The organism is Actinoplanes sp. NPDC089786, from assembly GCF_040684855.1.
Lineage (GTDB): Bacteria > Actinomycetota > Actinomycetes > Mycobacteriales > Micromonosporaceae > Actinoplanes.
The window spans coordinates 199,045-220,413 of sequence record NZ_JBFBGU010000012.1; the positions used below are offsets into that span (position 1 = coordinate 199,045).

A 21,369-nucleotide genomic window follows, 5' to 3' on the forward strand; every position below is an offset into this window, starting at 1 on the left:
ACGATCAGGGGGACATCGCATGCTCGAAGCTCAGCAGTCTGCCGGCGGCACCGACCGGAGCACGGTTCTGGACGGTTTCCGGGACTGGGTTGCGAAGACGCCGGACGAGCCCGCCGTCCGATGTGGTGATCTGACCCTCACCTACGCCGAGCTGGACGCCGCGGCCGACCGGTTGGCCGCCGTTCTGGCCGGCCGGGGTGTGGGCGCCGAGTCCGTCGTCGGGCTCGCCGTCCGGCGCGACGCCAACCTCGCGGTCGGGGTGCTGGCCACCGCCAAGATCGGCGCGGCCTACCTGCCGCTGGACCCCGATCATCCCGCCGACCGGATCCGGCTGATGCTGGCCGACGCCGGCGCGTCGATCGTGATGACCCAGGTGGCCGTGACGGCGACGATGGGATCGGCGGGCTGGGGTGAGCGCGTTTCGCCGCTGCATCTGGACGAGCCGATCGCCGGTGATCCCGCCGCGGGAACCGTCGATCCGGCATCGGCGCCGGCCGGTCCGGACAGCCTGCTGTACGTCATCTACACCTCCGGCTCGACCGGCCGGCCCAAGGGCATCGCGATGCAACAGGGCCCGCAGATCGCCCTGCTGAACTGGTGTGTGAACCACTATGCCGAGCGGCCGTGCGCCCTCCAGTACTTCCCGATCACGGCGGACGTCGCCTACCTCGAACTGCTGTCGACCTGGTGGCTGGGCGGCTGCGCGGTGATCGCCACCGAACATGAGCGGTACGACGTCGCCGCCCTCGCCGACCTGATCAGGGACCGCCGGATCAGCAAGGTCCTGCTGCCCGTGGTGGCTCTGGACCAGCTGGCGCGGCACACGGCCGGTCGTCCGTCCGACGTGGCGACGTTGCGCGAGGTCATCACCACCGGCGACCGTCTCGCCATCACACCGGCGGTCCGCGAGATGCTCTCCGCGCTGCCCTCGGCATACCTCGACAACCACTACGGGTCGACCGAGGTCAACGTGGTGACCGCACCCCGGTTGACGTCGCCGGCGGAGTCCTGGCCACAGTTCCCGGCGATCGGCCGGCCGATGTCGGACGCCCGGATCTATGTCCTGGACCAGAACCTGGCGCCGGTGCCGCCGAACGTCCCGGGTGAGATCTACGTGGGTGGCCCGCCGCTCGCCCGCGGTTACCTGGGGCGCGCGGCGCTGACCGCGGCCGCGTTCCTGCCCGATCCCTTCAGCGACCGGCCCGGCGCCCGGATGTACCGGATCGGCGATCTCGGCCGGTGGCGCCCGAACGGTGTCCTGCAGTTCATCGGTCGTGCCGACTTCCAGATCAAGCTGCACGGGTACCGGATCGAGCCGGGCGAGATCGAGGCGCTGCTGTGCGCCCGGGCGGACGTGACCGAGGCGGTGGTGGTCCTGGTGGGGGAGGGCGAGTCGGCGATGCTGGCGGCCTACTTCGTCGCCGCGGATCAGCCACCGGCCGCCTCGGAGCTGCGCGATCAGCTGGCCGGGCAGCTCCCGGCCCACATGATTCCGCAGGCGTTCGTCCCGCTGCCGGAGTTGCCGCTGACCGGCACCGGGAAGGTCGACCGCAAGGGCCTGCCGGCGCCGGCCGAGTTCGGACCGGCCTTCACCGCGCCGCGGGACGACCTCGAACAGCTGATCGCGGAGGTCTTCGCGGACGTGCTCGGCGTCGATCGGATCAGCGTCGACCTCAGCTTCTTCGGCCTGGGCGGACACTCGTTGCTGGTGACCCAGGTGGCGTACCGGATCCGGGCCGCGACCGGTGCGGACCTGCCGTTGAAGTCGGTGTTCGAGCATCCCACCGTCGCGGCCCTCGCCGCCGAGATCCGGCGGACCGGCGGAGAACTGGCGCGACCGGCATGAGGAACGACAGCGCCGGCCCGCCGGCGACGAAGGAATCGCGGACCCGGCCGGTGCTGTCCTTCGCCCAGCAGCGCCTGTGGTTCCTCGACCAGGTCGACCCCGGCCGGGCCGGGTATCTCTCCCCGCGCAGCTGGCTGCTGTCCGGGCCGATGGATCCCGGCCTTCTCCAGGAGGCGTTGCGCGTTGTCGCCGAGCGGCACCACCCCCTGCGGACCCGGGTGGTGGTGACCGGCGGTGAGCCCTGGCCGGTGATCGACCCGGCCGGTTCGATCCGGTTGTCCTACCACGACCTCAGCGCCGGATCGGCGCCCGCCGAGGCCGCCGAGCGGCTGGTGCGTGGCCTGCTCGCCACCCCGTGCGACCTGAGCCGCGGCCCGCTGCTGCGGGCGATTCTGGCCCGGCTCGGACCCGAGTCGTGGCTCTTCCATTACCACGTGCACCACATCGCCTTCGACGGCGTCTCCCGGCCGATCTTCGAGCGCGAGCTGTCGGCCGCCTACGGAGCGCTCGTCGCCGGCGCGAGGCCGCCGGCGGTGCCGGTTCCGCTGGCGTACGGGGAGTTCGCGTACCGGCAGCGCGAGGCGATCGACAGCCCCGAGATCCGATCGCAGCTGCGCTACTGGCGGGAGCGGCTGGCCGGCGTACCCGAGACCCTGGAGCTGCCGACCGACCGGCCCCGGCCGGCGGTCTGGACGGCACAGGGGGAGCAGCACGACTTCACCGTGCCGGCGGCGGTCACCGACCGGCTGCTCCGGGTCGCCGAGCGGCATCGGACCGGCTTGTTCACCGTCACGATGGCCCTGTACCAGCGACTGCTCGGCTGGTACGCCGACGAGGCCGACGTGGTGGTCGGCGTGCCGTTCGCCGGCCGGACCGACGCCGCCGTCGAGGACGCGATCGGCTTCTTCACCAACACCGTGGCGGTACGCACCGACCTGGCCGGCGATCCCAGCCTGGACGACCTGACCCGGGTGGTCCGCGGCGCCGTCCTCGACGCGCTCGACCACCAGGACGTCCCGTTCGAACGGATCATCGACGAGCTGGGCGTCCACCGGCGTCTGGACCGCAATCCGCTGTTCCAGCACTGGTTCGAACTGGCCGACGACTCCCTGGTGGCCGGGGCGCTGCGGTTGCCCGGGGTGCGGGGCACCCTGGTGGAGTTCCCGGAGACCATCGTCCGGTTCGACACCGAGCTGCATCTTCGGCGGGCCGGCGGCGGGTTGGCCGGACGGCTCCTCTACGCCGGCGAGCTGTTCGACGGGAACACCATGGTGGCGTTCGCGGAACACTACGTGCGGCTGCTCGACGCGGCCGGGACCGAACCGGATCGGCCACTGTCCACCCTGCGAGTTCTCTCCGCGCGCCAGGAGCGCGAGCTGGTGACGCTGGGCACGGGCCCGGCGCCGGCCGGCTCCACGGAGACGGTGGATCGCCGTTTCGAGGCGCGGGTGGCGGCGACACCGGACGCGTGCGCCGTCTCCGAGGGAGCGAGGCGGTTGTCGTACCGGGAACTCGACGAGCACGCGGGCCGGCTGGCCGCGGTCCTGCGTTCCCGTGGCGCCGGACCGGAGAGTGTGGTGGCGGTCTGCCTGCCGCGCGGGATCGATCTGATCGTCGCGTTGGTCGCCGTGGTCCGGGCCGGTGCGGCCTACCTTCCCGTCGATCCCGAGTCGCCGGTCTCCCGCGTCCAGTTCCTGGTGGCGGATGCTCGGGCGCGGCTGGTCATCTGTTCACCCCGCGACGGCGCCCGGCTGGAGGTGCCGGCGGAGCGACATGTTCCTCCCGGCGCGAGCCTCCCGGAGGGCCCGCGGTCCGCCGTGCCGGAGCCTGTGCGCCCGATGCCCGACAACGCGCTCTACGTCGTGCACACGTCCGGATCCAGCGGCCGGCCGAAAGGGGTCGCCGTCACCCATCGGACCTTCGACAACCTGCTGCGCTGGCACCTGGCCGCCTATCCGGCCGGACCGGGTGACGTGACCGCCCAGACGGCCAGCGCGTCGTTCGACGCCGCGGGCTGGGAGATCTGGCCGGCCCTGGTCTCCGGCGCCCGGCTCGACATCTGCCCGGACGAGCTGGTCCGGTCCCCGGACGATCTGGTCCGGCGGCTGTCCGGGACGGCGGTGACGTCCACGTTCGTGCCGACGCTGGTGGCCGAGGAATTGATCGGCCGGCCCCTCGCGGCGACCACCAGGCTGCGCCGGCTGCTGACCGGCGGCGATCTCTTCCGGCCCCGGCCCACCGACGATCCGGGTGTCCCGGTGCTGAATCACTACGGGCCCACCGAGAACACGGTGGTGGCCACGGCGACCGGCGAGCTGGGCGCTCCGTGGCCGCGGAACTCCATCGGCCGGCCGATCGCCGGGGTGTCCGCCTATGTGCTGGACGGTTCGCTTCGTCTGGTGCCGCGGGGGGTTCCCGGCGAGCTGTACCTCGGCGGTGAGGGAGTGGCCCGAGGGTACGTCCACCGTGCGGCCCTGACCGGCGGCGCCTTCCTGCCGGACCCGTTCTCGGCCGTGCCCGGGGCGCGGATGTACCGCACGGGGGACCGGGTCAGGTGGTGCGCCGACGGTGGGCTGGCGTACCTGGGGCGGAGCGACCATCAGATCAAGATCAACGGCTATCGGATCGAGCCGGGGGAGATCGAGTCGGCTCTGCGGTCGATGCCGGAGGTGGGCGACGCGGCGGTGGTGGCGCGGACGACCGAGGGGCGCCCGGTGCTGGTCGCCTACCTGACCGCGGCGGGCACCCCGCCCACACCGGCTGGGCTCCGGGCCCACCTGCGCGATCTGCTTCCCGGCTACCTCATTCCCTCCGCCTTCGTCGTCCTGGCCGCCTTCCCGATGACCACCAGCGGAAAGATCGACCGCCGGCGCCTGCCCGACCCGGTCGCGACGGCCGGGACGCCGCGAGCCCCGCGGAACCAGATCGAGGAGGCGGTGCATGCCCTGTGGTGTGACGTCCTCGGTCACCGGGCGATCGGGGTCGACGACGACTTCTTCGCGAGCGGCGGAACGTCGATGAGCGCGACCCGGCTGGTCGCCCGGCTCCAGGAGCGGTTCGCCGCCGGCGTCACCGTCCGGACGATCTTCGATCATCGGACGATCAGTGAGCAGGCCGCGGAGGTGGAGCGGCTGGTGGCCGACGAGATCGCCGCGTTGGCGCCCGAGGAGATCGACCGGCTCCTGCGGGCCGGTGAGTGACTCGGCACCTCGGCGCGCGACGACCCGGGTGCTGATGGCGGAAGTGCATCGGGTGCTTCGGCTGTGGATCGAGGAGGGAACGCCGTGAGTTCTGTGCAGGCCGGTGCTGGACCATCGGTGCACGACGTCGTCGGGCTGGGCTTCGGCCCGGCCAATCTGGCCCTCGCCGTGGCGCTCCGGGAACATGCCGCGACGACGGGCCGTGAGTTGCGATCGGTCTTCCTCGAACGCCAGGCGTCCTTCGGCTGGCACCGCGGCATGCTGATCGAGGGCGCCACCATGCAGGTGAGCTTTCTGAAGGACCTGGCGACCATGCGGAACCCGGTCAGCCCGTTCGGGTTCCTGTCCTACCTGAAGGCCAAGGGCCGGCTGGCCGACTTCGTCAACCACCGGTCGTTCTACCCGACCCGGGTCGAGTTCCACGACTACCTGGAGTGGGCGGCACGGCACTTCGAGGACACCGTGCACTACGCGACCGAGGCGGTCGACGTCCGGCCGGTGGTGGAGGGCTCCGACGTCGTGGCGCTGGATGTGGCGTCCCGGCGCCCGGGCGATCCGGCGGAACGCGTCTATCGGACCCGTAACCTGGTCATCGCCACCGGCCTGGTGCCACGCCTGCCCAGCGGTGTCGAGCGGTCGCCGCGGATCATGCACTCCTCGGAGCTGCTGGGCCGGCTGACCTGTCTCGGCGTCGAGGCGCCGCGCCGCTTCGCGGTCGTCGGCGCCGGGCAGAGCGCCGCCGAGGCGGCCGCCCACCTGCACGAGCGCTATCCGCAGGCGGAGGTCTTCGCGATCCTTCCGCGGTACGGGTACAGCGTGGCCGACGACTCGCCGTTCGCGAACCAGATCTTCGACGCCGGCGCCATCGACGACTTCTTCGAGGCGGCTCCGGTCGTGAAGGAGAAGCTCGACGCGTACCACGCGAACACCAACTACTCGGTGGTGGATCTCGCTCTGATCGAGGAGCTGTACCGCCGCGCCTACCAGGAGTCGGTCACCGGCCGGCGACGGTTGCACCTCAAGCGGATGTTCCAGGTGATCGCGGCCCGGTCCGACCGGGACCGGGTCAGCTTGTCACTGGTGCGGGCGCCCGGCGATCCCGTGACGAAGCTGGACGTGGACATCGCCGTGTACGCCACCGGCTACCGGCCGATGGATCCGTCGCCGCTGCTGAGCGGGATCGCCGGCATGTACAAGCAGGACAGCAGCGGCCGGTTGCGCGTCGGCCGTGACTACCGGGTGGAGACCCGCCCGGGCAGCCCGGTCGGCATCTACCTCCAGGGCGGCACCGAGCACACCCACGGGATCTCATCATCCCTGCTGTCGAATCTGGCCGTGCGGGCGTGGGACATCGTCGAGTCGGTGAGCGCGTCGAGCGCCGAGCCGAACATCCCGGCGGCGGCCGGCGCGGACGGAGGACACCGTGTTCGTTCCTAAGCTGTACCGCACGCCCGATCCGTCGTGGGCGTTGGCCCTGATGCGCGGTCACCCGCTCGCCATGCTCGTCGGCAACGGCGCGGACGGCCCGCTCGTCACCCATCTGCCGGTCATCCCCGACGAGACGACCCTGGCCGCCGGCACGGGCGAGACCGGCCTGGTCGGAACCACGCTGCTGGGGCACCTCAACCGGGCGAACCCGCACTGGAAGGCGCTGGCCGCGGAGGATCCGGTCACGCTCGTCTTCCATGGCCCGCACGGATACGTGTCACCGACCGTCTATCAGACCTCGCCGGCCGCCCCCACCTGGAACTTCACCGCCCTGCACGTGCATGGCACGGTGGAGCTGATCACCGGGCTGGACGCCACCCTGTGGGTGGTGCGGGAGACGGTGCGGATCCTGGAGCGCGATTTCGGGACCGGCTGGGATCCGACCACCTCGCTGTCGTACTTCGAGCAGATCGGGCCCGGGGTCGGCGCCTTCCGGATCAGGGTCACGGCGGCCGAGGCGATGTTCAAGCTGAGCCAGGAGAAGGCGCCCGAGGTGCGCTCGCGGGTCGCCCGGTCGTTCAACGCCGATCCCTCGGGCCTGCGACGCGAACTGGCCGAGACCATGATTCGTTGGTCCTGACTTGCCCGCACGGTCCGTCGTCCGGGTCGTCGTCGTGGACGACCACCCGGCGTCCCTGGCCGGCATCCGAGCCGCCTTCGCGGGCGTGGCGCACATCGAGCTGGCGGGCGAGGCACGGTCGGTGCACGAGACTCTGCGGCTGCTCTCCGGGATGCGGTCGCCGGCCGAGGTGCTCGTGGTCGAGCCCGGTCTGCCCGGCGGGGCGGGGCTCTCGCTGATCCGAAGCGTCGCCCGAACCGGGCCGGCGGTGCTTGCCGTCTCGCACGCCACCACCGACGACGCGATCCTCGATGCCCTGCGGGCCGGCGCGAAGGGCTACCTCACCAAGGGGGCGTCGACGTCCGAGCTGCTCCGGGCGATCACCGTGGTGGCCGAGGGCGGCGCGGTGTTCAGCCCCGCGGTCGCCGCCCGCCTCACCGCGTTCTTCTCCGCGCGGCACCTCGGACCGGGACCGGCGGCACTCGCCGACCTCACCGAGCGGGAGCTCGAGGTTCTCGACCGGCTCGCCCGGGGGTGGAACAACCAGCGGATCGCCAAGGACCTCGTGCTGACCGAGAAGTCGGTGCGCAACTACGTCTGGCGGGTGATCGCCAAGCTGAAGGCCGGACACCGGGCGAGGGCGGCGGCGCTGGCCCGGGAGGCGGGACTGGGCAGCGCCGAGCGGTGAGCCCGGGTCCCCCCGCCGCTCATCGCCGGGTGAGCCGGACCGCCAGCATCCGGTGGAAGAGCGTCATGTCCTCGGCTTCGCCGACCGCGCTGCCACCGGCCTCAACCCACGCGTGCGCCCGGAACGGGCGGGTACGCACGCCGGTGTACCAGTCGGGCCAGTACCCGGTCGCGCGGCACCAGAGGCAGATGGCGACCGAGCGTTGCAGACAACCATGGCCGGCGGCGCACCGCGCGCTGACCGTCACGACCACCTGCCGTGCTCGCGTGGCGCGGCCGGCGTCGGCCGGTCGTGCGCCGCGGCTGATGAGCTGAAGGACGCGGCGCAGCCGGCGCGGCGGCGCCTTGGTCAGGGCCCAGGCCACGACGACGACCACCCGCGCGGTGACATGCTCGTGCCAGCGCAGCGGGACCGATTCTTCCGGAGCGACCGGCACCGTCATCGCGACGTCACCAGTTTCGCTTTCCGCAGGAGAGCCATCAGACGCTCCACATCGGTGAGTGCCGCCGGCTCCGTGACGGCGGAGCTCTGCGCTATCCGGGCTGCCGTCTCCTGCGGGGTGCGCCCGTCGAGCAGCATCCGTAGCATCGCCGCACCGCTGCGGTTGAGGTGCCAGTACCGGCCGGAGCGCTGATCCAGCAGGACCAGCCCGTCCTCCGTGTCCGTGGCGCTGACGTCGGACCGCATGGTGAGCGTCATCTCCGGCCTCCTGTCGTGCTCCGGCCGGCCGGTGCTCCGGCCGAGTTCAGCCGCAGCCAGCTTTCACACGCGATGGTGCTTTCGAACGGCATGAGGTCGTGGCGGTGCGGATGGGAGCCGAGCAGGGCGGAGCGCAGCGCGTCGGCGTTCACCAGCCCGAGCCGGGTCAGGTGCAGATCGTCGCACCAGTCGACCAGCATCCGCCGGCTGCGGCGCAGGCCGCTCTCGGCCTCCGCGCTGAACTCGCCCTTGCTGCGCCGCTCCACCAGCCGGTCCGGGACGAGGCCGCGGACCGCGGCGGCGAGCACCGGTTTGTACCGGCCTCGCATTCCGCGTTCACCGACCGAGACCCGCAGCGCCGCCTCGACGACCTGGTCGTCCAGGAACGGCGCCTCCCACCGGACTCCGGTCGGCGAGAGCGCGGTGTTGGCCTCCCGCAGCGCGCCGCCGGTGGCCAGCACCGCGTCGAGGAGCTGATGTTGGGCCCGGTGCGGATGCAACGGCTCGACCCCGCGCCCGGCGGTGGCCAGGATCAGTTCGCGTACCGCGTCGGTGGCTCCGGCCGTGCTCCAGCGCGGCATCCGGAGCTCGCCGCCCCAGTTCATGCCCAGGCCGGCGGTGCGAAGCGGCGGAGCGGTGAGACCGTCCGCGGCGCGCGCCAGCCAGGCGTCGAACGGGCCGTTGTCCACCAGGGCGGGTGCGAGATCGCGCCAGCGCCATCGGTTCATCACCCGGGCCCGGCGCACGGCGGAGAAGGCTCGCCGGGGGTTCTCGCGCCAGCGCGACCACAGGACGACGGGGCCGGCGGAGAACAGCTCGTCACCGCCGACGCCGGTCAGATGCAGTCGTGAGCCTTCGGCGGCCATCGCGCGGGCGGTGTGAGCCAGCTGGACGCGGTTGCGGTGCCAGGCCATCGGGCCGTCGGTGAGCGCCGCCGCGTCGATGACGTCGGGATGCTCGAACCAGGCGGGCCCGTCGTCCGGAGACCTGTAGCGATGTTCGGCCCGCGGCAGTTGCCCGGCGACCCAGCGCGCCCATCGGGCGTCGTCGTTGGCCGGATCCAGCGGCAGCAGGTGATGGGTCACCAGGGCCGCGCCGGTGGACGCCGCGAGGAAGCACAGGGTGGAGGAATCGAGGCCACCGGAGAGGTCGGCGCTGATCGCCGTGCCGTGCGGCCGCGCCTCCACCGCCCCGACCAGAGCCGCTCGCACGCCCTCCGCGCCCGGCCGCAGGGACAATGTGGCATCCGGGGGAGACCACCATCGGTGAACCCGGTGGCTGCCGTCGTCCCGCACGTCCAACCAGGATCCGGCGGGCAGTGTCTCCACCCCCGCCCAGAATGCGTCCTGCTGGAGCGGCCAGGGCGCGCCGGGGAACAGCAGCCGCATGGCCAGCGCCTCGGTCCGCGGTCCCGTCCCGGCCAGGCCGGCGAGGATCCGCTGGCTGCTGCCACCGACCGTGAGGCCGTCCACCGTGGTGTAGAAGATCTGCCGGGCCGTCGACAGGGCGCCCTGACTCCGGGTGCGGCCGTCGAAGGACGCCAGCAGGTGCGGACTGCCCCGCAGCGGGCGGAACACCCGGTCGAGATCGGCGGGCGTGCCGGCCCGGGCCAGCTGGCCGCTCAGCGCCGGGACGGACACGCGGGTGTTGCCGAACAGCGCCAGACGACGGGTTCCGGCGCTGACGATCACGGCCTCGTCGCTCCGCCAGTCGCCCAGGATCCATGGACGGCCCGAGGCATGGGTGACGACCTGAGCGTCGGCGCCCAGGCCCAGCGCCGCCATCTCGGCCAGGCCGGCGGCGCGTTCGGTGTCGGCCAGGACCACAAACCGCACTTCTCCTCCAGTTCGGACGCTGACGGCAGACGCCGCGGTGAAGCCGCCGGAGCAAACGCCGGTCGGCCTCACCGCAGCCCGATCAATTCCTTACCGGGTGACTCAGAACGGTGCGAAGAACCACTGCGACAAGTCCCAGTTGAGGCCGAACCAGGTGCCGAGGGTCAGCTCCTTGAAGTCGCCGAGGTCAGTCAGGGCCGGGGGTTCGTAGACGTCGTTCTGCTCCGTCATTTCACGACCTTTCTCGATGTACGGAAGACGGGTACCGACAATTTCCGAGGTACCGTCCGGATGCTTCCAACCTAACTCAACAATCATTGTCGGCGCGTTGCGCGAATGTCCTCGATTTGTCCTCGGAGGCGGTAATCAGGCTCCAATAGGTCGCCTTATTCATATCCCATCGGCGGTGCAACGGATCGCGTACCGATCGTATGAGCAATGCGATCGGTGTCAGCAGAAGGTAATAGAGGACGCCCAGCATCATCCGGCGCATGTCCCGCTCCATGATCTCTCGAGGCCGAGCTGATCCGTACGGTGGCGATCAGTCCATCGGAATGTCGGCACGCCAGTCGTCGTCGCCCGCGGGCACCGGCTGTTCGGCCTTGTCGAGCAGGAACGGGCCCAGCGCCAGCATGTCGATGTTCGTCCGCATGAAACAGGTGTAGGCCTCGTGCGGGGTGTTCACGATCGGCTCGCCGCGCACGTTGAACGACGTATTCACCAGGACCGGGCAACCGGTTGCCTCCTTGAATGCCCGGAGCAGCCGGTGATACGCCGGGTCGGTTTCCTCGGCCACCGTCTGCACCCGGGCCGAGTAGTCGACGTGGGTGACCGCGGGAATGTCCGAGCGAGGCCGCCGGAGCAGTTCCAGACCGGTCGCTGCGGGTCCGTCCGCCGCGATCCGCCTGGCCTCGGCGATCGGGCTCACGATCAGCATGTACGGGCTTTCCTGCTTCAGGTCGAAGTAGTCCTTCGCGTCCGCGGCGAGGACCGACGGGGCGAACGGACGGAACGATTCCCGAAACTTGATCTTCTGGTTCATCACCGACTGCATGCCGGGGTCGCGTGGATCGCCCAGGATCGAGCGCGCCCCCAGCGCCCGAGGCCCGAACTCCATCCGCCCCTGGAACCACCCCACGACCCGGCCGGCCGCCAGGTGCCGGGCGACCTCGGTGGCCTGGGCGGACGGTTCCCACCGCCGATGGGGTATCCGGTTCTCCCGCAGATAGGCCTCGATCTCGTCGTCGGCGTACGCCGGGCCGAGCAGCGCTCCCGACATGCCGTCGCCGCCCCCGGCCAGGTGGTCGCGCGATCCTCCCCGCGCCGCGGACACCGAGAGCGCGGCGCCCAGCGCCCCACCGGCGTCGCCGGCCGCCGGTTGCACCCAGATCTCGTCGAAGATCTGGTTGTCGACCAGCTTGCCGTTCGCGACACAGTTGAGGGCCACGCCGCCGGCCAGGCACAGCGTCCGTTCACCGGTCAGGTCGCGGGCGGTCCGGGCCAGCCGGTCGACCACCTGCTCGGTGACCGACTGCACCGACGCGGCGAGGTCGAACTCTCGCGGGGTGAGCGGGCTCTCCGGCTGCCGGCGGGGACCACCGAAGAGGCTCTCGAACCCCCGGCCGGTCATCACCTGCCCCCGGAGGAACTCGAAGTACCGCAGGTTCAGCCGGAAGGAGCCGTCGGGCCGGATGTCGATGAGCCGCTCGCGGATCACCCGCTCGTAACGAGGCGTGCCGTACGGCGCCAGTCCCATCAGTTTGTACTCGCCGGAGTCCACCTTGAAGCCGCAGAAGTAGGTGAAGGCCGAGTACAGAAGGCCCAGCGAGTGGGGAAAGCGGAGCTCCGCGAGCTGTCGGAGGCCGTCCTCGGTCCCGTGCCAGATGGTGGTGGTGGCCCATTCCCCGACGCCGTCGATGCACAGCACGGCCGCACGGGGATAGGGACTCGGATAGAACGCCGACGCCGCGTGGGACTCGTGATGCCGGCGGACCTCGATCGGGGGAACCGGGCCGGCGCCGGCCAGTTCCCGCCGCACGGTTCGCAGGGTGCTCAGCTTCCAGCCCAGCCATTGCGGCGCCGAGTCCCGGAAGGAGGCGAACCCGCCGGGTGCGGCGCCGAGATAGGTGGCGAGGACCCGACGGAACTTGAGCGCCGGATCCTCGTAGAACGCCACCGCGTCGACGTCCTCGAGCGAGATGCCGGACTCCCGCAAGCAGTAGTCCACCGCCCGGCGCGGGAAGGCCGGATCGTGGCGCCGGCGGGTGAATCGTTCTTCCTGCGCCGCCGAGACCACCCGCCCGTCCCGGACGAGCGCGGCGGCGCTGTCGTGGTAGAACGCTGACAGGCCGAGGACGAGGTTGGACACGGGCATACTCCTCAGCCGAGCTCGGACAGCTTGCGGGCGTGGCGTTCGGCGCGGCGGGCGGCCCGGCCGTCCGGCGGGTTGAGCGACCGGAAGCCGATCCGCACCCGCCGCCAGACCTCGTCCCGTTCGCCGCCGGTGAGCGCGGGCAACGTGCTCAGATAGGTGTCGATCGCCTTGGCGGCCCACGCGGAATGGCCGGTGGCGACGTTGTCGATCGTGTTGTGGATGTCCACGAACCGGGTGCTGAACCCGTGCGCTCGCAGCGCGATGCGGGCCCGCCGGTAGCTTCCGCCCACCCCGGACAGCTCCATGGCGAGGTTGAGCCCGAGAACCTCGGCCAGGAACGTCCTCGGGAAGCGCCCGATGGAGAGCCAGTAGACCGGCAGCTCGAACGAGCGGTCGAGAAAACGCGGCCAGCGAGCGAACTCGATCGACGCGGTCGCCGGCGGGGTGGCGTCCATCTCGGCCAGCACCTCGCGGTAGATGATCGGATGGTTCAACGTCGGCACACCGTTGCCGAGCTCGTCCCAGTAGGTGTCGAAGAGCGCGAAGCCGACCGGGGAGGACGCGAGGCCGGCGTCGGTGAAACCGTGCAGCCAGGATCCGTCGATCAAGGTCAACGGCGCCAGTTGTACGGTCGACTCGACGACCTCGGCCCGGGAGGGCAACGGGTCGTCGCTGGTCTGATCGAACGACCGGGCATGCCGATCGTGCTGCTCGCCCAGCCACCCGCGAAGTCCCTCCTCGGGCCAGCGCGCCGGCAGGGGCGAGTCGCCGTCACCCATCCGGTGCGCGCTGCGGGCGAGCCAGCCCTGGACGTAGCCGCGGGCGAAGCGATGGGTGCCCGGATCCCCGGTGCGGTGCAGCAGCCGGTGGAATGCCTCGCGAAGGTCGGCCGGCCCGGGTCCCGGTAGCGGCTCGGCCGGCGCGGGCAGCGTCGGCGGATGTGACCGCCCGGCCGGCCCCGGCCCCGGCCCCGTCGCGGCGCCGCCGCCCGCCGGGAGCGAGTTGATCCAGTTCCGCAGCACGGTCAGGTCCGGCGGCGAGAAGATCCGGAACATCGGTCCGCGTTCGCCGATCAACCCGTTCAGCAGCGGGCTCCGGTCGGCGTCGCCGGGCCGGACCAACCGGCTCCCGGCGAGCGCCGTCAGCAGGGGATGGGGGTCGGTGCGGGATTCCGCGAGCCACTGCGTCAGCGGCCGGCCGCTCAACAGGTAGTCATGGTGGTAGATGACCGCCTCGGCCGACCGGGCGCGCAGGAGCTCGGCCATCTCGTACGTGGGATCCCGGGCCGCCGCCAGCTCCGCGAACAGGTTGTCGTCCCAGGCCGACAGGACCTCGAACGCCCAGCGGAAGCCCTGTCGCGCCCCGGCCGCCATCGCGGGGCGGCCGGCGATCAGCTCCTCCACCACGGCCAGGGAGCGCTGGACGGCGGCTGGCTCGCCCTCCTGCCGCGCGCTCGAACCGTCGAGGGCGGTCCAGGCCGCGCAGTCGGGGTGGTGGTGCCGGATCAGGGTGAGAGCCGGGAGCAGACCCACCGCCCGCACGCAGAGGTCCGCGCCGATCAGCTCCGCCCGGAAGGCCTCCGGGCGGCGGCTCGCGGTCATCAGGACGGCCGGCAGGTGGAACGCGGGCTCGCCGATCCGGTCGTCGAGGGCGACCGCCGCGGTGGGCACGGCGTACTCGGCATGGCGCAGGGTTCGAAGCATGGCGAGGTACGCGCTGCCCCGGGAGTCGTGGGGCCGCCCCACGCCGACGTCGGAGGCGTACAGCGCCAGCAGACGCAGCGAGACGGGATCGTCCGCGCGGCCGGGGCTGCTCAGCCATTGCAGCCACGCGCCCTGAACCAGCCCCAGCGGCATGCAGCCGAGCGCGGCCCGGCGGACCAGGGACGGTACCGCGTCAGGCGCGGTCTGCTCGGCCAGCGCGAGATAGCGCGCCGCCCGCGCCGCCGACCACGCGGACACCTGTTGCCGGCTCCCGGCCGGGGACCAGGGCTCGTCGGCGGATTCCGCGCCCTGGCCCGGCCCGGGGCGGGCGAACTCGGCGTGGAGGCTGTCGACCAGCGGTCCGTCGGGTATGAAGTACTCCGGATCGCAGGCTCGTTGGTACGCCACGCGAAGAGCATCGGCGGGCGGCGAGCTCATCGGGCCTCCTGGTGGGCGTCGGTCCGGGTCAGAACATCGGATAGATCGAGGCGTCGTTCTTGGGTTTGGGCTTACGGCGGAAGAGCCGCCCGATCAGCCGTCGCAGGAATGACACGGTCCTACCTCCTGATCAGTGCAGGTCCAGATGCTCGGCGAGCAGGCGGGCGACCTTGTCGTGGCCGGCGTCGGTGAAATGGCATCGGTCGACGAAGATCCACTCGTCGGGGTCCGCGTCGCCGGCCAGCACGACGTTGAGGTCGAGGAACCGCACACCCTCCTTCTCGCACCCGGCTTCCAGAGCGGCCGCATAGGCCCGGCCCACCTGCGGTGCGATGACGTCACCGAACATCTCCGTGAAGCTGAACAGCTCATCGAGCTCGTCGAAGAGCCTCGCCTCCTCGGGCGCGGGCTCCGCTCGCACCCAGGGCGCCATCGGCTGGAGCACGTAGGACAGGCGGGCGCCGAGCGCCCGCGCGAGGAGTTGCCAGCTGCCGAGATGGCGGACGGTGAGCTCGGTGGCGTGGGCGATCTGCTGCGCCGGGTCGGTGGTGTGAGCGTCGGCGGCGGCCGGCGCGGGCGGCTGGCGCCGGAACGGGCCCCCTGACTTCTTCGGCGGCTTGCGCAGTTCGGCGATCTTCTCGAAGTACTCGTTGCAGAGGAAGAACGCGCCGTGGTCACCCTGCACGTCGGCCGGCAGCCGGGCGAGCGACAGGTTGTTGAACCCCGAGACGATGACGATCTCCTCGACGGGTGGCAGCAGGTGCCGGTAGAGCAGGAAGAGCAGCAGTTCCTGGGTCGAGTTGTGGCTGCGGCCGCCGAAGTTGAGCCACGGCCGGCTCGGCGCGTGCTGGGACCATAACCGGGACGGCAGGGTGGCCTCGTCGCGGGTGGTTCCCACGCCGAACACCGAGGAACTGCCGACCAGCAGATTCACCGGCTCGGAAGGCATCTGCCCACCGGGTGAGGCGGACGAGTCGCGGCCATGTGAGATGCGGAATCCCAGGCTGTCCGTATTCACCACGTCGGATTGATAGCCGGCCGGATGAAAATACATCAGATAAGGAAGCCAGCGGAAAGTTCCATCTTCGTAGAGTTTCTCAGAATAATGCGTCATCTGAGGAGTGAGAAGTGCTCGCTGAGATCCCATAAAGGTCCCTCCCGGCATACTTTCGGCCAGGCTAGTCAGCCTGATTACCACTGTCAATCAATAGCGTCTGGGACGCCTATTCACAACGGGTGGTGCACCCGCGATCGAGGCGGCCGGCTGTTCGCGGAGGGACGCAGGTCCGATACGGCATAACAGCGACGCAACCAGCGGTCCGCGCCGTCGTAGCGGGGCTCGAAACCGGTGCGCCCGTGCACCGCCAGCCGGTTGTCCACGACCAGCAGGTCGCCGGGGCTCAGACTGATCGCGGTGAGCCGACTCAGCAGCAGCCGGGACAGGGCCCGGAGTGCCGCCGCGCCCTCGTCGTCGAGCGCCTCCATGGCGTGCAGGTCGATGCACAGCTCCGGATCCTCCACGGGGCCGGACAGCACCGGCAGCGGCGCGCAGTAACGGGCCGGCCCGGTGCCGGCGAACGACGACGAGAGCCGGATGTGGAAGGCGGTCCGGCGAAGCGCCTCGCGGTGCCGCGCGGGGAGGGCCGGAAGGACCGCACGAACGCCTCCCGCGACGGTGAGCGCCCGTCCTTCCTGGTCGCCACGCAGGCAGAACAGGCTGAGGAAATCGGGCTTGTGCGGGTGGAAGCCGTCCTCGGTATGCAGTTCCAGCAGCGTGCTGCCGGTGTTCTCCTGCCGTTGCTCGGCGCCCGGGACGGGACAGACGTCCTGGATGAGGCGGCCCCGCTTCTCGTCGGCGTAGGCGATCACCTCGCCCAGCAGCGACATCACCATCAGCTGGACCGCCGAGCTGACGGCCAGCTCCTGCCAGGGTCCGTGGTGCGCCCCGGACCCTGGCGTGTCCGGCAGCGGCCGGTCGACGGGCAGCCCTCGCACGGCCAGCACGCCGGAGGTGCTTCCGGAGACCCGGAAGTCGACGATGCGGTGGACCAGCGCGGGGCTGATCCGCCGGGCCGCGGTCTCCGCCGACACCAGGAAGAGCGGGTCGTCGAAGCGGCGATCGACCTCAGCCGCGTCCAGCCGCGCCTTATGGGCGGACGTCAGATCGGTGGCGATACGCATGATCTCCGCCGATTCTTCGGCGTCGCAGACGACCACGTCGGGATGGCCGGTGGTCAACATTTCGGGGTCTTTCATGAGCTTGGCCGAAACTTCGACGGTGTCCATGACTTCGGGCTCTCCATTGATGGGGCGCAGCGTGCGTGGAAGCGCCGGTCGAGGAGTGATCGGAATGGTAGCTTCGTGTCTCGCCGGCGGGACAATCCGACTTTCTGACATGACTATTGCCCGGCCGGACGCTCAATGGCAACGATGCTCGGACGTGATGTCCGGAAGAATGTCGCGCATCATATCCATGGAGAGGATCGAGCAGATGTCTGATCCCGCACCCTTGCTGGTCGTGTACGACCGCGGCGCGGCGTCCCCGGGTGAGCTCGGTCCGGCCTTGGCGAGGCTCGGGCCCCTGGTGTTCGCCGTGCCGGACACCGAACACGTGCGGCTGGTGCGCCCGGTCCTCGCGGAACTCGGCCGGGTCGTCGACCTCAGCGGGGACGAGGCGACCGACGTCGCCCGGGTCGCCTCCCTGCGACCACGCGGCGTCGTCACCTATGCCGAGCAGATGCTGCGGTGCGCCGCGGCGTTCACCGAGTCGCTGGGGCTGCCGGGGCACAGCCGGCCGACCGCGGACCGGCTCACCGACAAGCACCAGCAACGTGAGCGGCAACGAGCCGCCGGCGCCGACAACGTACGCAGCCGGCTGATCGCCGAGCCCGGACAGTGGACGGACGCGCTCGGCCAGGTCGGCTTCCCGGCGGTCGTGAAGCCGGCTCGCGGGCAGGCCAGCCGCTCGACCTACCCCGTGCTCGGCCCGGCCGACGCCGATCAGGTGCGCTCGCGGATCTTCGGACCCGCGGCGGCGGGCGGCGACCGCTGGGTGGTGGAGGAGATGCTGGTCGGCCGGCCGGAGCTGCCGCACGGGGACTACGTCTCGGTGGAGAGTCTCTCGGGGCCGTGGGGGACCCGGCCGATCGCCGTGACCGGCAAACATCCACTGCGTCGGCCGTTCCGCGAGACGGGGCACTTCTGGCCGTCGCACCTGTCCGCTCCGGAGCAGGCTCAGCTCATCGCTCTTGCGACCGCGACCGTGACGGCCCTCGGGGTGACCACGGGCATCACCCAGACCGAGATCAAGCTGACCCCGAACGGTCCGCACGTCATCGAGGTCAACGGCCGTCTCGGCGGGCACATCGCCGAGCTGGCGCGGCGCTCGTGCGGCGTCGACCTGATCCGGCTCGCGGCGTTGTCCGCGCTGGGCCTCGCGGAACCGCCGGCCCTGCTGCGGCCGGACCGGGTGTACTTCCAGTACAACGTCCCGGCGCCGGTCGGATCGGCGGTGTTCCTGGGCGTGCACGGCGCGGCCGACGTTCGGAGGATTCCCGGCATCACCGGTTACCGGCCCTATGTGCGCCCGGGGGACCGGCTGGATCACGGCGTGATGACCTACCAGCTCGACCTGCTGTGCGGCGACACGGCGAGCCACCCCGAGATGGCGCATGCGATCGAGGCGGCGCTCGAGCGCCTCGAGTTCGAGTACCTGGACGACATCGGCCGGCGCCACCGGTCCCGGATGGTCATGGTCGATGAGTGAGCGGCCGCGGGCCGGGCCGGCGGGCTCGAGCCGGAGACTATTGACCGAGGATGTCGGAGGCTGCGGCATCGAGTCGCTGGACGATCCACGACTCCAGCGAGCACTCCTCCTCGCTGGCCGCCGCGCGCCAGCGATTGAGCTGGTCGTCCTGGACGCTCAGCTGAGGAAGCGCGGGCGCGTTCCTGGTGACCTGGTCCCGGTGGCCGCGTACGTGCTGACGGAGTTGATTGCGTGACCAGCCGTGCTCGGCGGCTCGGGCGAGCCAGTAGTCCTGCTCGGCCGCCGGAAGCGCGGCGACCTCGGCGTGGTGCTGGAAGCTGAGCGTGTCTCGCCGGCGAGACAGGTCGAACCGGCGGGCGACCCACGCGTAGTTGCGAAGGGTCTGGTAGTCGAGCCCCGCTGTCTCGACGGTGCGGCGGTAGCGGTCGTGGTAGCGGTCCTGTCCGAAGATCAACCAGTCGCCCAGGCACCAGGCCGAGGAGGTGGCCAGGGTGGAGAGCCGCCGGCCGGCCGTTTCCCACTCGTCGTAGTCGATCGTGGAAGGAAACCGCAGTCCCACTCTGGTGACCATGATCTTTTCGGTTGGTCGGACCGGGCCAATGGCGTTCGAAGTTTCGGCCGGCCGCAAAGTCGTCAGTCTGGTCACGAAAGCCTCCCCGTTAGCTTTGGCCATCCCACCGTACCCGAGCGGGCGGATCGGTTGCATCGAGCCAAATGCGTCCCGGAGGTCTATTAAAGGCGTCGGCTGATGTAATAATCGGCAAATGCGGCCGGACTGCGGTTCGCCTTTCGCGGCACTTCCCATATTCCGGCGATCTCCGACCGAGCTGATTGTCGTCAATGGTCTTCCGATACGGAAAAGTGATGGCTGATCGCTGCCCGCGGGTGGCTGAGCAGGAACCAGAAGGAAGAGGCATGATCCAGGCTCAGGGAACACCCGCCCGGCCGGCGCCGGCGCAGTGGGTCGAGAGCGCGCCGGCGACCATCCACAGCAGGTTCGCCGACCAGGCACGGGCCACCCCGGACGCGGTCGCGGTCAGCGCAGGCTCGCGTGAGTTGAGCTATGCCGAACTGGAGGCCCGCGCCAACCGGCTGGCCCATCGGCTCCACGCGCTCGGCGTGGATGTCGAGACACCGGTCGGTATCTGCCTGGAGCGGTCGGCGACCGTCGTCGTCGCCCTGCTCGCGGTGCTGAAGGCGGGCGGTCACTACGTCGCGCTGGAACCGGAGAACCCGGCGCCGCGCACCGCCGCGATGCTCCGTGACGTCCGGGCCGAACGGGTGCTGACCAGCCGGGCCCTCGCACGCCGGTTGCCCGGCGACGTGACGGCGATCATCATCGACGAGGCCGAGCGTGACGCGCGCGACTACCCGGCGACAGCGCCCATGGCCATGGTCACGGCGGAGAACACGGCCTATGTCGCCTACACCTCCGGCTCGACCGGGAAGGCGAAAGGGGTCGCGGTGCCACACCGGGCCGTACTGCGCCTGGTCGGGCCGAGCGATTTCCTGACGCTGACGACCGGCGACGCGATGCTTCAGCTGGCGCCGCTGGCCTTCGACGCCTCGACCCTGGAACTGTGGGCACCGCTGCTGGGGGGTGCCCGGCTGGCGGTTCATCCGCCGGGTGACGCCACCCCGACCAGCATCCGGCAGGCGGTGAGCGAGCATGGTGTGACCGCCATGTGGTTGACGGCCGGGCTCTTCCACCAGGTCGCCGAGCGGGCGGGCGAAGGTCTCGACAGCCTCCGAGTCCTGGTGGCCGGAGGGGACGTCCTGTCCGCGTCCCACGTCAATCGCATGCTCGCCGCCCACCCGGGACTGCGGGTGGTGAACGGCTACGGCCCGACCGAGAACACCACCTTCACCTGCTGCCACGTGATGACCGCCCCGGTGGGGACGGACTTCGTGCCGATCGGCCGGCCGGTGCCGGCCACCGAGGTCCGGGTCCTCGACGATGCGCTGCGAGCGGTGCCGCCCGGCGAGGCCGGCGAGATCTACGCCGCCGGCCGGGGCGTGGCGAACGGCTACCTCGGGCAGCCGGCCGTGACGGCCGCGCGGTTCCTGCCCGACCCGGCCGGGCGTGAACCCGGGGCGCGAATGTACCGGACCGGCGATCTGGGGCGCCTGCTGCCGGACGGGACGATGCAGTTCCTCGGGCGGGTGGACGATCAGGTCAAGATCCGCGGCTATCGGGTCGAACCCGGTGAGATCGAGACCACGCTACGAAGCCATCCGGGAGTGCTCGACTGCTCGGTCGTCCCGCAGGAGGAGCCCTCCGGACGCCGGCTGGCGGCCTTCGTGGTCTGCGAATCCCACACCGAGCTGCCCGACCTGCGCCAGTACCTGGCCCGGTCCCTGCCGCGGTATTCCCTGCCGAGCGTGTACTTCCGGCTCGATCGGCTGCCGCTCACCCCGAACGGCAAAGTGGATCGAGCGTCGTTGTCGGCCCGGCGAAGCCATTCCCGGCCGGACTCCGACGTCGAGTACCGGTCGCCCGCGACCGACCTGGAGCGGTGGCTCACCGAACTCTGGGGAGACCTGATGGCGGTCGAGGGAATCGGCGCCGACGACGACTTCTTCGAGCTCGGTGGCCACTCCCTGATGGCCACCGCGATCACCGAGCGGATCGCCACCGAGCAGGAGGTGAAGGTTTCTCCCCGCGCTTTCTACGAGAACCCCACGATCGCCGAGTTGGCCCAGCTCATCGCACGGCTGCGACAGACCGCCCCGGTCGAGTGACACCCGTCCGCCGAAGGCCGGCCGACGCTCC

General features: G+C 71.0%; 17 protein-coding genes. 7 read left to right on the plus strand and 10 right to left on the minus strand.

Features of this window, described 5'->3' with window-relative positions; translation table 11 throughout:
• The first annotated feature begins 19 nt into the window (after positions 1–19).
• The 5 genes from AB0O15_RS29640 (at position 20) to AB0O15_RS29660 (ending at position 7,781) form a co-directional block, all read left to right on the plus strand.
• Positions 20–1,846, plus strand: a complete 1,827-nt coding sequence (locus tag AB0O15_RS29640; RefSeq protein WP_364324806.1) for a non-ribosomal peptide synthetase — start codon at positions 20–22, stop codon at positions 1,844–1,846.
• Positions 1,843–5,046: an amino acid adenylation domain-containing protein gene (locus AB0O15_RS29645; RefSeq protein ID WP_364324809.1), complete on the plus strand. Its 3,204-nt coding sequence runs from the start codon at positions 1,843–1,845 to the stop codon at positions 5,044–5,046. Before AB0O15_RS29640 ends, AB0O15_RS29645 begins: the two co-directional genes overlap by 4 nt.
• A gap of 84 nt (positions 5,047–5,130) precedes the next feature.
• Positions 5,131–6,483 (plus strand): SidA/IucD/PvdA family monooxygenase, encoded by a 1,353-nt coding sequence (locus tag AB0O15_RS29650; RefSeq protein ID WP_364324812.1) that lies wholly within the window; start codon positions 5,131–5,133, stop codon positions 6,481–6,483.
• The gene (locus AB0O15_RS29655) at positions 6,470–7,114 is read left to right on the plus strand and encodes an FMN-binding negative transcriptional regulator (protein ID WP_364324814.1); all 645 of its coding nucleotides are present in this window, start codon (positions 6,470–6,472) and stop codon (positions 7,112–7,114) included. The genes AB0O15_RS29650 and AB0O15_RS29655 overlap by 14 nt, the downstream gene beginning before the upstream one ends.
• Before the next feature lies 1 nt (position 7,115).
• A complete protein-coding gene (locus AB0O15_RS29660) occupies positions 7,116–7,781 on the plus strand; it encodes a response regulator transcription factor (protein ID WP_364324817.1) in 666 nt (221 codons plus the stop codon).
• Between the two features lie 19 nt (positions 7,782–7,800).
• Here the strand turns inward: AB0O15_RS29660 and AB0O15_RS29665 are convergent, their stop codons facing one another.
• The 9 genes from AB0O15_RS29665 to AB0O15_RS29705 all read right to left on the minus strand — a co-directional run bounded on the left by AB0O15_RS29665 (position 7,801) and on the right by AB0O15_RS29705 (position 17,116).
• A complete protein-coding gene (locus AB0O15_RS29665) occupies positions 7,801–8,223 on the minus strand; it encodes a lasso peptide biosynthesis B2 protein (RefSeq protein ID WP_364324820.1) in 423 nt (140 codons plus the stop codon).
• Positions 8,220–8,480, minus strand: coding sequence for a lasso peptide biosynthesis PqqD family chaperone (locus tag AB0O15_RS29670; protein WP_364324823.1), 261 nt, complete (start codon positions 8,478–8,480; stop codon positions 8,220–8,222). Before AB0O15_RS29670 ends, AB0O15_RS29665 begins: the two co-directional genes overlap by 4 nt.
• Positions 8,477–10,315, minus strand: coding sequence for an asparagine synthase-related protein (locus tag AB0O15_RS29675; RefSeq protein WP_364324826.1), 1,839 nt, complete (start codon positions 10,313–10,315; stop codon positions 8,477–8,479). The genes AB0O15_RS29670 and AB0O15_RS29675 overlap by 4 nt, the downstream gene beginning before the upstream one ends.
• Before the next feature lie 102 nt (positions 10,316–10,417).
• Positions 10,418–10,546, minus strand: a complete 129-nt coding sequence (locus AB0O15_RS29680) for a lasso RiPP family leader peptide-containing protein (protein WP_364324829.1) — start codon at positions 10,544–10,546, stop codon at positions 10,418–10,420.
• Positions 10,547–10,622: 76 nt separating this feature from the next.
• Entirely contained in the window at positions 10,623–10,808 is a 186-nt protein-coding gene (locus AB0O15_RS29685) for a hypothetical protein (protein WP_364324832.1), read from the minus strand.
• Between the two features lie 48 nt (positions 10,809–10,856).
• Positions 10,857–12,683 (minus strand): carbamoyltransferase, encoded by a 1,827-nt coding sequence (locus AB0O15_RS29690; protein WP_364324835.1) that lies wholly within the window; start codon positions 12,681–12,683, stop codon positions 10,857–10,859.
• A gap of 11 nt (positions 12,684–12,694) precedes the next feature.
• Positions 12,695–14,830: an iron-containing redox enzyme family protein gene (locus AB0O15_RS29695; protein ID WP_364324838.1), complete on the minus strand. Its 2,136-nt coding sequence runs from the start codon at positions 14,828–14,830 to the stop codon at positions 12,695–12,697.
• Between the two features lie 130 nt (positions 14,831–14,960).
• Positions 14,961–15,779 carry an SGNH/GDSL hydrolase family protein gene (locus tag AB0O15_RS29700; protein ID WP_364324841.1) on the minus strand — a complete coding sequence of 273 codons (819 nt, stop codon included), beginning with the start codon at positions 15,777–15,779 and terminating at the stop codon, positions 14,961–14,963.
• Positions 15,780–16,057: 278 nt separating this feature from the next.
• A complete protein-coding gene (locus tag AB0O15_RS29705; protein WP_364324844.1) occupies positions 16,058–17,116 on the minus strand; it encodes a TauD/TfdA family dioxygenase in 1,059 nt (352 codons plus the stop codon).
• Positions 17,117–17,321: 205 nt separating this feature from the next.
• Between AB0O15_RS29705 and AB0O15_RS29710 the strand changes: the two genes are divergently transcribed.
• Positions 17,322–18,596 (plus strand): hypothetical protein, encoded by a 1,275-nt coding sequence (locus tag AB0O15_RS29710; RefSeq protein ID WP_364324847.1) that lies wholly within the window; start codon positions 17,322–17,324, stop codon positions 18,594–18,596.
• A gap of 37 nt (positions 18,597–18,633) precedes the next feature.
• Here AB0O15_RS29710 and AB0O15_RS29715 read toward each other — a convergent pair whose 3' ends face one another.
• The gene (locus AB0O15_RS29715; RefSeq protein WP_364324850.1) at positions 18,634–19,155 is read right to left on the minus strand and encodes an LmbU family transcriptional regulator; all 522 of its coding nucleotides are present in this window, start codon (positions 19,153–19,155) and stop codon (positions 18,634–18,636) included.
• 356 nt (positions 19,156–19,511) lie between these two features.
• Between AB0O15_RS29715 and AB0O15_RS29720 the strand changes: the two genes are divergently transcribed.
• Positions 19,512–21,338 carry a non-ribosomal peptide synthetase gene (locus AB0O15_RS29720; protein ID WP_364324853.1) on the plus strand — a complete coding sequence of 609 codons (1,827 nt, stop codon included), beginning with the start codon at positions 19,512–19,514 and terminating at the stop codon, positions 21,336–21,338.
• Positions 21,339–21,369: the final 31 nt, after the last annotated feature.